The sequence below is a fragment of the Microlunatus kandeliicorticis genome (genome assembly GCF_014137855.1).
Lineage (GTDB): Bacteria > Actinomycetota > Actinomycetes > Propionibacteriales > Propionibacteriaceae > Microlunatus > Microlunatus kandeliicorticis.
On sequence record NZ_JACGWT010000005.1, the window covers coordinates 54,601 to 69,250 of the forward strand.

Consider the following 14,650-nt stretch of genomic DNA (forward strand, 5'->3'; position numbering starts at 1 on the left):
GTACGGCCGAGGGCCGGTCAGCGCGGCGGTTCGAGCACGACCTTGCCGGCCGGGTCACCGGCCAGCAGCAGCTCGTACCAGTGCTGCCCCTGCTCGAGCCGGGCGTGGACCAGCCCGGCCGGGAAGACCAGTTCCTCCTGGCGCAGCAGCTCCACGGCGGCGGCGAAGTCGTCCGGGGTGTAGGCGAAGCTCGTGGTCAGGGTGACCTCGCGACGGATCAGGTCGCGGACCGGCAGCGGCGTCTCGTGGGTGTGCAACCCGACCAGGCAGACGGTGCCACCGGACCGGACCACCCGGGTCGCGCTCTGCCGGGTGACGGTGCTGCCCACCGCGTCGAACACGACGTCGACGCCGTAGCCACCGGTCAGCTCGCCGATCCGGGCAGCGAGCCGCTCGGGGTCGCTGTCGAGCTCGACCGCCCCGCAGGCGCGGGCCGCCTCGCCCCGACCGGCGTGCGGCTCGGTGAACCAGACCGCGCCGACCCCGCGGAGCCGGAGCACCTCGATCAGCAGCAGCCCGATCGGCCCGGCGCCGAGCACCAGTGCGGTCGCGCCTGGGGCGGGCCCGGCCTGCGCGACGGCCCGCACCGCACAGGCCGCCGGTTCGGCCAGCACGGCGCGTTCGGGCCGGGCAAACCCGTCGAGCGGGTGCAGCGCGTCGGCCGGCACCACCACGAACTCGGCGTTGCTGCCGGGCAGGTGGGCTCCCAGCAGCTGCCGGTGCGGGCACACGTTCGGCCGCCCGGACGCGCAGACCGGGCACCGTCCGCAGGACCGCAGCGGGTTGGCCGTGACCGGGGCCCCGACCGTGAGCCGGGGCGCCGGTTCCGCCCCGGGCCCGTAGCGATCGACCACGCCGACCAGCTCGTGGCCGAAGACCAAGCCCGGGTGCCGCAACCCGTCCGAGCCGGTGAACCCGCCGAGCTCCGAACCGCAGATCCCCGACTGCCGGACGGCGATCCGCACCTCGCCCGGCCCCGGCACCGGCTCGTCGACCTCGCGGACCTCGAAGCGGGCCACCTCGGCCAGCACCAGGGCCTTCATCGTCGTCGTCCTCGACCGGCGGTCAGTTGCTGATCAGCTTGGTGGCCGCGTCCTGCATCTTCTGCGCGGCCGCCTGCGGGGTCAGCTTGTTGTTGAACATCTGGTCGAAGTTCGGGCCGAACACCTCGTTGAAGATCTGCTGCATGTTGGTCGTGTAGATGTCGCCGATCCGAGCCTGCGGCAGCGCCTTCATCGTCTCGGCGAAGCCGTCCGGCATCCCGGAGAGCATGTCGGAGGAGTCGCGGGCGGCGTTCTCGATCGGGATCCAGTCGTGATCCTTGGCCATCTGCTTCTGGAAGGTCGTCGCACTCCACAGCGCAAAGGTCTGCGCGGCGGTCAGCGCGCCCGACTTCTTCGGGATGACCCAGCCGCCGAGCCAGTAGGGCGCGACCCGCTGGCCCTGGTAGGTCGGCATCGGCGCCATCGCCCACTTCGCCTTCATCTGGTTGTAGGAGGCGATGTCCCAGGTCGCGCCCGGCACCATCGAGTAGGCCCCGGAGGCGAAGCCGCCGTTGTTCGCGGCGACGTCGGCCCGCTCCTCCGGCCGCGGGGCGATGTGCTGGGCCCACATCAGGTCCTGGACGAACTTCATCGACTCGACGACCTTCGGATCGGTCATCTGGAACGCGGTCGGCTCGAGCGGCTTGTCGACGAACGCGGTGCCGGTGGCCCAGGCGAGGGTCTGGATGCCCCACCAGATGCCGAGGGTGCCGATGTCCAGGCCCCACCGGGTGACCTTGCCGCCGGAGCTCTTCTGCAGCTGCGGTGCGACCTCGACCACCTTGTCCCAGGTCCAGGTGGCGTCGGGATAGTCGAGGCCGGCCTCGTCGAAGTGGTCCTTGTTGTAGAAGAGGGCGGTCGACTGGATGTTCTCCGGGATGCAGTAGAGGTTCTTGCCGTCGAACTTCCACGGGTCGTAGAGGTTCGTCGGGTACTTCGCGGCGTCCATCATCGCGGTGGTGTCGATCACCGGCTGCTCGTCGAAGACCAGGCCCTTCTTGTAGTGGGCGTAGGCCTGCACGTCCCAGTAGTAGATGTCGAACGGCTTGTTGGCCGCGTACTGCAGCTGCACCTTCTGCCAGTACTGGTCGTAGGGCAGGAAGTTGATCTTGGCCGTGAACTTGCCCTGGTGGTCCTGGTTGAACAGGTCGACCCGCTTCTTGAAGTTGGCGTCGATCGTCGGGCCGTTGCTCCAGGCGAAGATCTCCAGGTCGGTGCGGCCGATGACCTTGCCGTCGGTCGGGACCGGAGCCGGCTGGTCCTGGCTGCCGGACCCGCCGGAACAGCCGGCCGCGCCGGCCAGGACGGCGCCGCCGGCCAGGCCGCCGAGCAGCGTCCGGCGGGAGATCGGGCGGTGGAGAGCGGTCATCGTGACGTCCTTCCGGTGGTGAGAGGTGCTGGAGCGGTGGGGTCCGGTGGCGGTCACTTGTTGATCCCGCTGACCGCGATCCCGCGGATGAAGTAGCGCTGCGCGAGCAGGAAGACGATCACCGACGGCAGCGCCGCGATGGTGGTGGCCGCCATGGTGAGGTGCATCTGCGGACCGATCCGCGGCGAGCCGCTGAAGTAGGACAGGGCGACCGCGATCGTGTACTTCGACTCGTCGGACAGGTAGATCACCGGACCGAAGAAGTCGTTGTAGGCGCCGACGAAGGTGAAGACGGTGACGGTCGCGATCACCGGCCAGCTCAGCGGCAGGAACAGGCTCCACCAGATCCGGAAGTAGCTCGCCCCGTCGATCCGGGCGGCCTCCTCGAGCTCACGCGGGATGCCGAGGAAGAACTGCCGGAACAGGAAGATGAAGAACGCGCTGCCGAAGAAGGCCGGCAGGATCAGCGGCTTGAAGGTGTTCAGCCAGCCGAGGTTGTTGAACACGATGTAGGTGGGCACCAGAGTGACGGTGCTCGGCAGCATCAGCGTGCCCATCAGCACCGCGAAGATCACCTTCTTGCCGGGGGCCCGGAGCCGGGCGAAGCCGTAGGCGCAGAACGAACAGCTGAGCAGCGTCCCGAGGACGACGAGTCCGACGATGGTGGCGGTGTTGAGGATGTAGCGCTGGAAGGGCACCAGGGTCAGTACGTCGACGTAGTTGTGCCACTGCGGCGTGAAGAACCACACCGGCGGCATCACCAGCACCTGGTCGGCGGTCTTCAGCGAGGTCAGCACCATCCACACCACCGGCATCAGCACGGTGAAGCAGCCCACCGAGAGGATGATCACCCGGACCCAGGCGGCGACCCGGCCGCGCCGGTGGCGTCGGCGGCGCGGACGGTCCTGCGGGCGACCGGCGCGGGCTGCACCGGCGGGCGGTGCCGGAACCGGGCCGACCGTGGGTGAGGAGTCCCCGGTGCGATCGGCCGCGGGGCGTTCGACGGTGCTCATCGCTCCTCGCTCGTCTCGTTGTGCACCCACATCGGGGTGGAGCGGAAGACCAGCAGGGTGAAGACGACGATGATCGCGAAGCTGACCCAGGCGATGGCCGAGGCATAGCCCATCTTCAGGTACTGGAAGGCGTTCTGGTACAGGTAGACCGAGAGCAGCAGGGTCGACTGGTTCGGGCCGCCGTTCGGGGTCAGCACGAACGGCTCGGCGAAGACCTGCAGGCTGTTGATGATCCCCATGATCAGGTTGAACAGCGTGACCGAGCTCAGCATCGGCACCGTGATGTGCAGGTGCTGGCGGAACCGGCTGGCGCCGTCGACCTGCGCCGCCTCGTAGAGCTCCTTGGGCACACCCTGCAACCCGGCGAGATAGATCAGCATGGTGCCGCCGAAACCCCACAGGCTCATGAAGATCAGCGCCCGGAGCGCCCAGTGCTCGTCGGTGAGCCAGGCCGGACCCGGGATGCCGAGCGCGCCGAGCACCGTGTTGATCAGGCCGTACTGGCCGTTGTAGAGCCACTTCCACAACATCGCCACCGCGACACCGCTGATCACGCTGGGCAGGTAGTAGGCCGAGCGGAAGAAGGCCATCGCGGGGATCTTGCCGTTGAGCAGGATCGCGACCAGCAGCCCGATCAGCAAGGTCGCCGGCACGCTGACCACGCCGTAGATCAGCGTGATCGAGAGCGACTTGCGGAACAGCGTGTCCTCGGCGAGCCCGACGTAGTTCTGCAGACCCACCCACTGCGGCGCCGACAGCAGGTCGTAGGAGGTGAAGCTGAGCAGGAAGGAGGCCACCATCGGGCCGAGCGAGAAGAGCAGCAGCCCGAGCAGCGCCGGCGCGATGAACAGGTAGCACCACAGCGCCTGGTTCCGGGTCATCCGGCTGCGCCGCCGCTTCGGCCGCTCCCCGCGGGGGCCGTCGCTCGGTGCGGCGACCGGCTCGGTACGCGTCAGTGTCATACCGTCTCCCTCGTTCCGATAATCGGAACGTTGTGCGCAATAATGGGACAGCAGTATCGTACGGCCACACCCACCGCGGTCAAGCGGTCACTGACTACGGTGTGGTCACGATCAGGTCCGAGGACCGCGCGCCGGTCCGATCCCGCTCCAGGAGGCACCATGGCCGCCCCCGCCAAGGCCGGGCCGTCCGCGACCAGCGGCGACCCGGAGGCCGCCGGGCTGAGCGGATCGGCCCGGGTGCTGGCCATCCTGCGGTTCCTGGCCGAGAGCCCGGACGGCGCCCGGCTGGCCGACGTCGCCACCGCGCTGCAGGCTCCCAAGTCCACCGCCCACCGCGCCCTCGGCGCCCTGGTCCAGAGCGGGTTCGCGCGTCAGGACCACGAGGGGCTCTACCGGCTCGGCTACGACCTGGTGCGGCTGGTCTACAGCTACCAGGAGGCGCAGACCCCCAGCCGGACGGTGGAGCCGCTGCTCCAGCGGCTGGCCGACCACACCGGCGAGACCACCCACTACGGCGTGCTCGACGACGGCCGGATCGTCTACCAGGCCAAGGTCTCGCCGCGCCGGCGCACCCTCCAGATGAGCAGCGTGATCGGCGGCACCAACCCCGCCTACCGGACCGGGATCGGCAAGGCACTGCTGATGCACGCGCTGCCCGACCTGCCCGCTGTCGAGCGCTACGTCGCCGAGCACGGTCCCCTCGTCGCCCGCACCCCGCACACCCTGACCACCGCCCGGGCCCTGCACCAGGCGCTCGAGCGCGGACGCCGGTGCGGCTACAGCCTCGACCTCGAGGAGAACGACCTCGGCATCACCTGCATCGCGCTCCCCCTGTTCCTGGACTCCTCGAGCCGGCCGACCGGTGCGCTGAGCGTCAGCGCGGTGGCCACCCGGACCAGCGCCGGCGAGCTCGAGGCACAGATCGACGACATCCGGCGCCTGGTCGCCGAGGAGCTCGGCGAGCAGGTGCTGCCGCAGCCCACCGGTGCGGGCACCCGCTGAGTCCGGCGTCCCCGCCAGCACGAGCACCACCAGCCGCACCACCAGCCGTCCGCACGATCTCAACGAGGAGACGCATGTCCGTCCGCCCCGCGGTCTCGATCACCGACGTCGAGGCCGTCCACCTCCGGTTGCCCGACGTCGACGCCGCCCGGTGCGACGGCACCCAGGACACCCTGCTGGTCTTCGTGACCGCCAGCGACGGCACGGTCGGGGTCGGTGAGGCCGACTCGTCCCCGCCGGTCGCGCAGGCGGTGGTCGAGGCCGAGCCGTCGCACCTGATCGCCCGCGGGCTGCGGTCGGTGCTGCTCGGCCGGAACCCGCTCGACCTCGAGCTGCTCTGGCACAACATGGTGGCCGGCAGCCGCTACTTCGGTGGCGGGTCGACCATGCACGCCATCAGCGCCGCCGACATCGCCTTGTGGGATCTGGCGGGCAAGCTGCTCGGGCTCCCGGTCGCCCAGCTGCTCGGCGGCCCACGCAGCGACCGGCTCGACGCGTACGCCAGCCTGGTGATGCCCGACACCCCGGACCTGGCCGCGGCGGCCGCGGCCGAGTACGCGAGCCGCGGCTACCGCGCGATCAAGTTCGGCTGGGGACCCCTCGGCGCCGACCTCGCGCTCAACGAGGAGCTGGTGCGCCGGATCCGCGCCGCGGTCGGCGACGAGGTGGCGATCATGATCGACGCCGGCCAGGTCTGGGACGTCAAGACGGCGGTCCGGATGGCCGCGGTCTACGAGGGCTACGGCGTCGGCTGGCTCGAGGAGCCGCTGCCGCCCGACGACGTCGACGGCTACCGGCGGCTGTCCGACCGGACCACCCTGGCCATCGCCGGCGGCGAGCAGGAGAGCGACTACACCGCCTTCGAGGTGCTCGCCACCCGGGCCCGGCTGGACGTCCTGCAGCCCGACCTCGGCCGCTGCGGTGGGCTGACCCAGGGCCGGCGGCTGGCGTGGCTGGCCGCCCGGCACCACCGTCGGCTCGTCCCGCACGCGTTCAAGAGCGGCGTGCTGGTGGCCGCCTCGACCCACCTGGCCGCCTGCGCGCCGACCGGCGGGCTGATCGAGCACACCGTCTCGACCTCGCCCATCGCCCGCGACCTGGTGCGGCAGGAGATCAGCTTCGCCGACGGCCGGGTGCAGCTGCCGCTCGACCGTCCGGGGCTCGGGGTCGAGATCGACCCGACGGTGCTGGAGCGCCTCCGTGTCGGCTGACCGGCCGCGCATCAGCACCGAGTGGGCGCTGGCCGGCCAGCCGGCGGTGGTGCTCGAGAACCGAGCGCTGCGAGCCGTCGTGCTGCCCCGGCTCGGCGGCAAGATCATCAGCCTGGTCGACAAGCACGCCGACCTCGAGCTGCTCTGGCGCAACCCGCGGGTGCCGGTGCGCGAGGTGCCGACCGGCGCCGTCTTCGACGACGCCTTCCTCGGCGGCTGGGACGAGCTGTTCCCCAACGACGAGCCCGAGACGCTCGGCGGCGAGCCGATGCCGGACCACGGCGAGCTCTGGACCCAGCCGTGGTCGGTGACCACCGGGAGCACGGGTCCCGCGGCGGCGCCGACCGAGGTGTGGGTCGAGCTGACGGTGCAGCCTCCGGTCTCGGCCACCCTGGTCACCAAACGGCTGACGCTGGGCGCGGGACCGGACCTGGTCGTCGAGCACCGGCTGGGGAACGCCTCGACCCGACCGCTGCCCTTTCTCTGGAAGAGCCACGTGGCGGTGGCGCTGCGCCCGGAGAGCCGGATCGTGATGGCGGCCGACCGCGTCCGCCTGGACGGGTTCGGACACCCGCGGGGACGCCCGGACGACCCGCTGCTGACCTGGCCGCACCTGGTCGCCGACGGCGTGCAGCACGACTTGCGCCGGCCGCCGGACACCAGCCGCGGTGGGGTGTCGGAGTTCCTGCTGGCCGAGACGATGCACGCCGGCCGCTGCGGCGTCGTCCACCCGGACGAGGGCTCGGGGCTGGGTCTGGAGTGGGACCTGGCCGACCTGCCCTCCTGCTGGTCCTTCGCCTCCTACGGCGGCGGCTGGCGCGGGCTCGACGTGCTGGTGCTCGAGCCCTGCACCGGTTACCCGCTGTCGGTGAGCGAGGGCGTGGCGGCCGGGACCCACCGAGTGCTCGGGCCGCACGAGGTGCGGTCGTGGCAGCTGCGCGCCGTGGTCGGCACGGGCATCGAGCCGGCGACCGAGCCGTGAGCACCGCGGTTCCCCGGTTCCGGCTCGAACCGGCATCCCGGATCAAGGTCGGCTCGTTCGTCGACGCCAACTTGGCCACCGCCTGGGTCGACGACGAGTTCCGGACCTTCCCCGGCAAGTGGGGCGAGGACCCGGTGTGGGGCCCGGCCGACGAGCTGCGGACCGCACGCGGGGCGACGCCGTCGCAGGCCCTCGGCTGTCGGGCCGACGAGCTCGGCCGGGTGTCGTTGCCGCCGAACGACCCGCCCGGCCACCGGCACACCGCGACCTGCCTGCACGGTGCGGTGTGGTTCGAGAGCCTGGTCGCCGACCCCGGGGACCCGTCGGGCCGGACCCTCTACGCCCTGGCCCACAACGAGAACTACCCGGAGACGCTGCCCTGGGACCCGGACACCGGTACCGGCTACCGCGACCACGCCTGGCCGTCCGGGCTGCGCGGTCCGGACTCGGTCCAGGCAGTGCCGAGGATCCTCGTCCTGCGCTCCGACGACGGCGGCACGAGCTGGACCAACCTCGGGGTGGCCCTCGAGGACCACGACGACCGGCTGGTGCGGCTCCCGGTCAACCGCAACCGCACCTTCCCCGGCGGGGTCGGCGACCCCTCGGCGGTGGTCTGCGGCGACTTCCTCTACGTCTTCTACGGCGAGTACGGCTATCCGGGCAGGTGGGACCCGGACTCGGCCTCGGCCGAGGTCGAGCACCGCGGCCAGTGCATCTCGGTGGCCCGGCTCGCGCTCGCGGACCTGCGCGCCGGGAGACCGGCGGCCCGCCGGTGGGACGGCCGGGCGTTCGCCGCGCCCGCGGACGGGGTCGGCGCGCCGGTGCCGTCGCTCCGGCTCGACCCGGCCGACGGCGGCGGGCCGGTCTCCGATGGCCACCGCTCGTTCCTCTGGGGACCGTCGGTCAGCTGGAACGTCGACCTGGGTTGCTGGGTGATGCTCTGCGGGCGCGTCGACGCGCCGGCCTGGGTCGGCGACGCCGTCTACCTCGCCGTCAACCGGCACCCCGACCTGGGTATCGGCGACCACGCCGTGGACTGGAGCCCGCCGCAGCTGCTCGACCGCCGGTCCGGCCGGACGCTCTGGTACCCGTGCCTGCAACCGACCGACGACCCCCGGGACCGGGAGGACCGGCGCACCTCGGCCCGCACCGGTCGACGGTCGCGCTTCTTCGTCAAGGAACTCGGCCCGGAGGGTGACCGCTACGCCTCCGACCACCTGCTCGTGCTCGACGACGACGCCTGAACCCGGGCACGTGCGGAACGACCCGGCGGGACGTCCCCGGTCAGGAGCCGGTGGGCACCGACCCGGCCCAGACCCAACGCCCGGTCACCGGACTGACCGTGCGGGCCTCCGGGTTGGTGAAGGCCACCAGCGTGACGGTCAGGTCGCGGAGCGCGATCCGGGTCAGCACCGCGCGCGTCCCGTCCGGGCAGGTGCCGGGCTGGGCGTCGACGAGCGGCGCGGTCAGGGTCACCATCGTCGAGTCCCGGTCGGGGAACAGCGTGAAGACCTTGCCCGGACCGCCGTTGAACAGCGCCGGCTCCAGCACCCGACTGGCGTAGCGCGGCAGCCGCCGACCCGCTCCGGTCAGGCAGCCGTAGTCGCGGACCACCGTCCCGGAGGCCTTGAGCGCCCCCCGGAGCACGGTCGACCGGTCCCCCGACCGGAACGGCGTGCCCACGAACGTCAGCAGGCCGCAGCCGTTGACCGCCGGGCAGCTCGCCGCCGCCCCCGGCACCGTGGGAGCGGCCAGGGTGAGCAGGTAGCCATCGAGCTCCAGCGGTCCGGCCTCGACCGGCGCGGGAGCCGTGTCGGTGACCCGGCCGTTCCACGACCAGCGGTCGGGCACGGTGCTGGTCCAGGTCGTGCCGCCCTCGCCGATGGTGCTGAGCGCGAGCGAGATGCCGCCGATGCGGGCCGAGACCAGCGTCGCCGTGCTCCCGGCCGCGCAGGTCGGCACCGGCGCCGGGCCGAAGACCGCGAAGACCTGCCCGGTCACGGTGGTCGCCCCGGGCTGCTTGGTGAGCGGGAAGCCGCGGGAGGTGCCCAGTTGCACCTGGTCGGTCCGGGCCACGTCGTCGGCGTAGCGACGGACACCGGCCGCGGTGACGCAGCTGGCGACCCGGGTCAGCGAGGCGGTGCCGAACAGCTGCGCGCTGAGCTCGCCGGCCGGCAGCGCCGACACCCGGTCGTAGACCACGCTCAGCCGGAACGACCCGCAGACCGGGTTGTCGTTGCCGCAGTCGGGCTCGGCCAGCCGGACCGGCGTCTCGAGCGAGCCCTGATAGGACGCCAACCGCGGGGTCTCCACGGCGGCCAGCGCCTTCGGGGTCGCCGTCACTCCGAGGGAGGTCGTCGTCACGACGCCGAGCAGCAGGACGAGCAGCAGACGGGCTGAGGGGCCGGACAGCCGGCGCAGGCCTCGGACAACGGGCACGGGGGCTCCCTGGTCTCGATTCTGAGTCGAAACTTAGGGCTCGCACCGGAGGCTGGCAAGAGGACCCGGATGGCGCTGCCACCGGCAGCCGATTTCCCCCGGAGCCCTGCAGAGACGACGAACGCCGCCCGGGAGAGGACCCGGGCGGCGTTCGTTCGGCGCCGAGCCGAACTCAGTCGAGGTAGTCGCGCAGCACCTGCGAGCGCGACGGGTGGCGCAGCTTGCTCATCGTCTTGGACTCGATCTGGCGGATCCGCTCGCGGGTCACGCCGTAGACCTTGCCGATCTCGTCGAGCGTCTTCGGCTGGCCGTCGGTGAGCCCGAACCGCATCGAGACCACACCGGCCTCGCGCTCGCTCAGGGTGTCCAGGACGTCGTGCAACTGCTCCTGCAGCAAGGTGAAGCTGACCGCGTCGGCCGGGACGACCGCCTCGGAGTCCTCGATCAGGTCGCCGAACTCGCTGTCGCCGTCCTCACCGAGCGGGGTGTGCAGCGAGATCGGCTCGCGGCCGTACTTCTGCACCTCCACGACCTTCTCCGGGGTCATGTCGAGCTCCTTGGCGAGCTCCTCCGGAGTGGGTTCGCGGCCGAGGTCCTGCAGCATTTGCCGCTGCACCCGGGCCAGCTTGTTGATCACCTCGACCATGTGCACCGGGATGCGGATGGTGCGGGCCTGGTCGGCCATCGCGCGGGTGATCGCCTGCCGGATCCACCAGGTGGCGTAGGTGGAGAACTTGTAGCCCTTGGTGTAGTCGAACTTCTCGACCGCCCGGATCAGACCGAGGTTGCCCTCCTGGATCAGGTCCAGGAAGAGCATCCCGCGGCCGGTGTAGCGCTTGGCCAGGCTGACCACCAGCCGCAGGTTGGCCTCGAGCAGGTGGTTCTTGGCCCGGCGGCCGTCCTCGGCGATCCAGTCGAAGTCGTCCTGGTCGGAGCTCTTGATCTTGACGTCGGGGTCGTTGAGCTTCTCGTCGGCGAACAGGCCGGCCTCGATCCGCTTGGCGAGCTCGACCTCCTGCTCGGCGTTCAGCAGCGCGACCTTGCCGATCTGCTTCAGGTAGTCCTTGACCGGGTCGGCGGTGGCGCCGGCCGCCATCACCTGCTGCTCGGGCTCGTCGGCGTCGTCGGCGTCGGAGAGGCTGAAGCCCTGCTCCTCCTCGACGAGCTCCTTCTCGAGGTTCTCCTCCTGCGCCGGCTCGAACGCGTTCTCGTCGACGTCGTCCAGCGAGCGCTTCTTGGTGGGGGCGACCGTGACCACGAGGTCCTCGCCCTCGACGGCCACGGCGACCTCGGCGTTCGGCTTGCCGGCGACGGCCTTGGCGGCCGCCTTCGCCTCGCTGGCGGTGGTCTTGGGGACGGCCTTGGCCGTCTTGGCCGTCTTCGCGGTCCGCGCCGCGGTCTTGGCCGGAGCGGCCTTCTTGGCCGGGGCGTCCGGGACGGCCTGGAGCGGGTTCTTGCGGGCGGCGGTCTTCTTCGCCGGTGCCTTCGCGGCGCCGGCCGTCCCCCTCACCGGAGCGTCGACCTGGCCCGCCTTCCCGGCAGCCGCTGCGGCCACCCTCGGATCGGTGGGGCGGCCATCGGAGGTGGGTGTCACAAACAACCTCTCGCGCAGTGATGTTCAGATTCAGGGCAGGGTGCACCAGGCGGAAGTCAAGTGGTGCTCCGAAAGGTATTCTGACACGGCCGGCCAAGGCAAGGAAAAGGCCTCCCCGAACGACGCGCCGGAGCATTGTGCTCCAAGCGCCGGGTCCGGCGAAAACGGCGGCCGGGCACCGGACCGCCTGACCAGCGCGGGACCGGGCTCAGCGGGCCTTGACCGCGAGCACCGGGCAGCCGGCGTCGAGCAGCACCCGCTGCGCATTGCTGCCGAGCAGGAGCTTGCCGAGCGGCGAACGCTTGCGCAGACCGATGACGATGAATTCGGCGTCGGTCTCCTCCGCCGCGCTGATCAGCTCCTCGGCCGGGTCGAGCGGATCGCTCGGACGGCGCACCTCGGCGGGCACCGGGGAGTCGGCCAGCCGGCTCTGCAGGTCGTCGGGCTCGTCCTCGCCGGCGGTGTTGACCACGATCAGCCGGGCGCCGCGCAGCCGAGCCTCGGCCTCGGCCCGCTCGAGCGCGGCGTGTCCCTCGGGCTTCGGCGTGTACCCCACGATGATCGTCGGCCCGCCGGCGCTCGTCTCGGCGCTCGTCGGTGCGGTGTCGGTCGACTCGCTCACGAGATGGCCTCCCAGGTGTGGACGGGCTCGTTGGTGTGCATCAGCTCCAGGTATCGGGAGAGCATGCCACGCAGCGCCTCACGCCGGCCCGCGCCGGCCCGCTCGCGGCGCTCGACCTCGGCCACCTGCCAGGTGGCCCCGTTGGCCGAGCGCAGGCAGCGCTGCTCGACGATCCCCAGCAGCCGGTCGATCTCGGACTGCTCGACCCCCCACTGGCGGAGCCCCTCGGCCGCTTTCGGCAGCAGCCGCCGGACCACCAACTCGGTGGCCCGCACCTGCCCCACGTCGGGCCAGTAGACCTCGGCGTCGATGCCCGAGCGGACGCCGGCGGCGAAGTTCTCCGCGGCCGCCGAGAACGACATCCGCGACCAGATCGGCCGGTCCTCGGCGGCCAGCGCCCGGACCAGCCCGGCGAAGAAGGCGGCGTTCGCCATGGTGTCCACCACCGTCGGCCCGGCCGGCAGCACCCGGTTCTCGACCCGCAGGTGCGGCGAGGCGTCACTGATGTCGTACACCGGGCGGTTCCAGCGGTAGACGGTGCCGTTGTGCAGCCGGAGCTCGTCGAGCCGCGGCGTGCCGCCGGCCTCGAGCACCGCCTCGGGGTCCTCGTCGGTGCTGATCGGGAGCAGCGCGGGGAAGTAGGTGGAGTTCTCCTCGAACAGGTCGAAGATCGAGGTCACCCACCGCTCGCCGAACCACACCCGGGGCCGGACGCCCTGCGCCTTGAGCTCGTCGCTGCGGGTGTCGGTGGCCTGCTCGAACAACGGGATCCGCGACTCGGCGACCAGGTGGCGGCCGAACAGGAACGGGCTGTTGGCCCCGACCGCCAGCTGCACGCCGGCGATCGCCTGGGCGGCGTTCCAGTAGGGCGCGAAGTCGTCCGGACTGACCTGCAGGTGCACCTGGGTCGAGGTGCACGCGGCCTCCGGCATGATCGTGTCGGAGACCATGTGCAGCCGCTCGTGGCCGTCGATGACGATCTCGAGGTCCTCGCCGCGGGCGGCGAAGATCTGCTGGTCGAGCAACGAGTACCGCGGGTTCTCGCTGACGTTGTCCACCGACACGTGCTCGGGGTGCAGGGTCGGCAGGATGCCGATGGTCACCAGCCGGGCGCCGATCTCCTCGGCCCGCTCGCTGGCCGCGTTCAGCGCGGCCCGCACCGAGGTCTCGAAGGAGGAGAAGCCGGCCTCGGACAGCTGCCGCGGTGCGACGTTGATCTCGATGTTGAACCGGCCGAGCTCGGTCTGGAACTGCGGGTCGGCGATCGCGTCGAGCACCTCGACGTTGCGCATCGCCGGGTTGCCGTCGGTGTCGACCAGGTTGAGCTCGATCTCCAGCCCGGCCATCGGCCGCTCGAAGTCGAACCGCGACTCGGTCAGCATCCGGGCCAGCACGTCGAGCCCGCGCCGCACCTTCTCCCGGTGCAGCTTGCGGTCGGCCCTGGTGAACTGCCGAGCGTCGACCTCTTCACCCATGGCGACATCCTGGCGCACCCGGGACCCGGCTGTCTGCGTGTCCGTCCCGGCGCGGACACGGGCGGGGATGGCTAGGGTCACCGGCGTGCTCGCTGCGTTCGACGGCTACTACCGCTCGCTGACCCCCGGCCCCGCGCCCTCCGACCGTGCGCCCGCCGACCCTGCGACGTTCCGGTTCGAGCCGAGCGGGCACGTCCAGGGCGCCTGGCGCGACGACGAGCAGCACATGGCGCCGGTGTCCGGGCTGCTCGCCCACTGCCTGCTCAGCCACCGGCCCCGGCCCGAGCTGCAGCTGTGCCGGATCTCCTACGACATCCTCGGCGTGATCGGCGCCGCCGAGACCACGGTCAGCGTCCGCACCCTGCGGGCCGGGCGGACCATCGAGCTGGTCGCGGCCGAGCTGGCGGTGGCCGACCGGGTCGCGGTCCGGGCCACCGGCTGGCGGCTGCTCCGCGGCGACACCACCGGCATCGCCACCACGATCGACGACGCCGCGCGGCTGCCCGACCCGGCGGACAGCGAGCCGTGGGACGCCCGCGGCCGCTGGCCGGGCGGCTACATCGACTCGGTCGAGGTCCGCCGGGCCCCCGGCGTCGACGGCCGCGTCCGGGCCTGGATCGGGACCGCGGTGCCGCTGCTGGCCGACGCCGAGGCCGATCCGCTCGCGGGCTACCTCGGGCTGGTCGACACCGCCAACGGGATCAACGCGCGGCTGGACCCGCGGCGGTGGGCGTTCCCCAACACCGACCTGACGGTCCACCTGGTCCGGTCGCCGGGTTTCGCGCCGGACGCCGAGGGCCGGCGCTGGGTGGGACTCGAGACGGACGCGCTGCTCGGGCCGGAAGGCGTCGGGCTGACCTCGAGCACGCTGTACGACCGGGACGGTGCGCTCGGGCGGGCCGAGCAGATCCTCACCCTCCGCCCCCTCGGCTGAGGGG

Annotated in this window: 13 protein-coding genes; 5 read left to right on the forward strand and 8 right to left on the reverse strand. The window is 71.9% G+C overall.

Going from position 1 to position 14,650, the window contains the following annotated elements; translation table 11 throughout:
• Positions 1 to 17 precede the first annotated feature (17 nt).
• The 4 genes from FHX74_RS14935 to FHX74_RS14950 are packed head-to-tail and all read right to left on the reverse strand — an operon-like array spanning position 18 to position 4,387.
• Positions 18 to 1,043, reverse strand: a complete 1,026-nt coding sequence (locus FHX74_RS14935; protein ID WP_182561006.1) for a zinc-dependent alcohol dehydrogenase — start codon at positions 1,041 to 1,043, stop codon at positions 18 to 20.
• 22 nt (positions 1,044 to 1,065) lie between these two features.
• Positions 1,066 to 2,412: an ABC transporter substrate-binding protein gene (locus FHX74_RS14940; RefSeq protein ID WP_182561007.1), complete on the reverse strand. Its 1,347-nt coding sequence runs from the start codon at positions 2,410 to 2,412 to the stop codon at positions 1,066 to 1,068.
• 53 nt (positions 2,413 to 2,465) lie between these two features.
• Positions 2,466 to 3,425, reverse strand: a complete 960-nt coding sequence (locus FHX74_RS14945; protein ID WP_182561008.1) for a carbohydrate ABC transporter permease — start codon at positions 3,423 to 3,425, stop codon at positions 2,466 to 2,468.
• On the reverse strand, positions 3,422 to 4,387 hold the full coding sequence (locus FHX74_RS14950; RefSeq protein WP_182561009.1) for a carbohydrate ABC transporter permease: 966 nt from the start codon (positions 4,385 to 4,387) through the stop codon (positions 3,422 to 3,424). Before FHX74_RS14950 ends, FHX74_RS14945 begins: the two co-directional genes overlap by 4 nt.
• Positions 4,388 to 4,546: 159 nt before the next feature.
• Between FHX74_RS14950 and FHX74_RS14955 the strand changes: the two genes are divergently transcribed.
• The 4 genes from FHX74_RS14955 to FHX74_RS14970 all read left to right on the forward strand — a co-directional run bounded on the left by FHX74_RS14955 (position 4,547) and on the right by FHX74_RS14970 (position 8,826).
• Positions 4,547 to 5,389, forward strand: a complete 843-nt coding sequence (locus FHX74_RS14955) for an IclR family transcriptional regulator (RefSeq protein ID WP_182561010.1) — start codon at positions 4,547 to 4,549, stop codon at positions 5,387 to 5,389.
• Between the two features lie 74 nt (positions 5,390 to 5,463).
• Positions 5,464 to 6,600 (forward strand): mandelate racemase/muconate lactonizing enzyme family protein, encoded by a 1,137-nt coding sequence (locus tag FHX74_RS14960; protein WP_182561011.1) that lies wholly within the window; start codon positions 5,464 to 5,466, stop codon positions 6,598 to 6,600.
• A complete protein-coding gene (locus FHX74_RS14965) occupies positions 6,590 to 7,582 on the forward strand; it encodes an aldose epimerase family protein (protein WP_182561012.1) in 993 nt (330 codons plus the stop codon). Before FHX74_RS14960 ends, FHX74_RS14965 begins: the two co-directional genes overlap by 11 nt.
• Positions 7,579 to 8,826 carry a hypothetical protein gene (locus tag FHX74_RS14970; RefSeq protein ID WP_182561013.1) on the forward strand — a complete coding sequence of 416 codons (1,248 nt, stop codon included), beginning with the start codon at positions 7,579 to 7,581 and terminating at the stop codon, positions 8,824 to 8,826. Before FHX74_RS14965 ends, FHX74_RS14970 begins: the two co-directional genes overlap by 4 nt.
• Before the next feature lie 40 nt (positions 8,827 to 8,866).
• On the opposite strand, the gene FHX74_RS14975 is transcribed toward FHX74_RS14970, so the two are convergent.
• The 4 genes from FHX74_RS14975 to FHX74_RS14990 form a co-directional block, all read right to left on the reverse strand.
• Entirely contained in the window at positions 8,867 to 10,021 is a 1,155-nt protein-coding gene (locus FHX74_RS14975; protein WP_182561014.1) for a hypothetical protein, read from the reverse strand.
• A gap of 172 nt (positions 10,022 to 10,193) precedes the next feature.
• A complete protein-coding gene (locus FHX74_RS14980) occupies positions 10,194 to 11,576 on the reverse strand; it encodes an RNA polymerase sigma factor (protein WP_328823847.1) in 1,383 nt (460 codons plus the stop codon).
• Positions 11,577 to 11,823: 247 nt separating this feature from the next.
• Positions 11,824 to 12,237: a universal stress protein gene (locus FHX74_RS14985; protein ID WP_328823848.1), complete on the reverse strand. Its 414-nt coding sequence runs from the start codon at positions 12,235 to 12,237 to the stop codon at positions 11,824 to 11,826.
• Positions 12,234 to 13,712 carry a glutamate--cysteine ligase family protein gene (locus FHX74_RS14990; protein ID WP_182561016.1) on the reverse strand — a complete coding sequence of 493 codons (1,479 nt, stop codon included), beginning with the start codon at positions 13,710 to 13,712 and terminating at the stop codon, positions 12,234 to 12,236. The genes FHX74_RS14985 and FHX74_RS14990 overlap by 4 nt, the downstream gene beginning before the upstream one ends.
• Before the next feature lie 85 nt (positions 13,713 to 13,797).
• Between FHX74_RS14990 and FHX74_RS14995 the strand changes: the two genes are divergently transcribed.
• Positions 13,798 to 14,646, forward strand: coding sequence for a thioesterase family protein (locus tag FHX74_RS14995; RefSeq protein WP_220484046.1), 849 nt, complete (start codon positions 13,798 to 13,800; stop codon positions 14,644 to 14,646).
• Positions 14,647 to 14,650 lie beyond the last annotated feature (4 nt).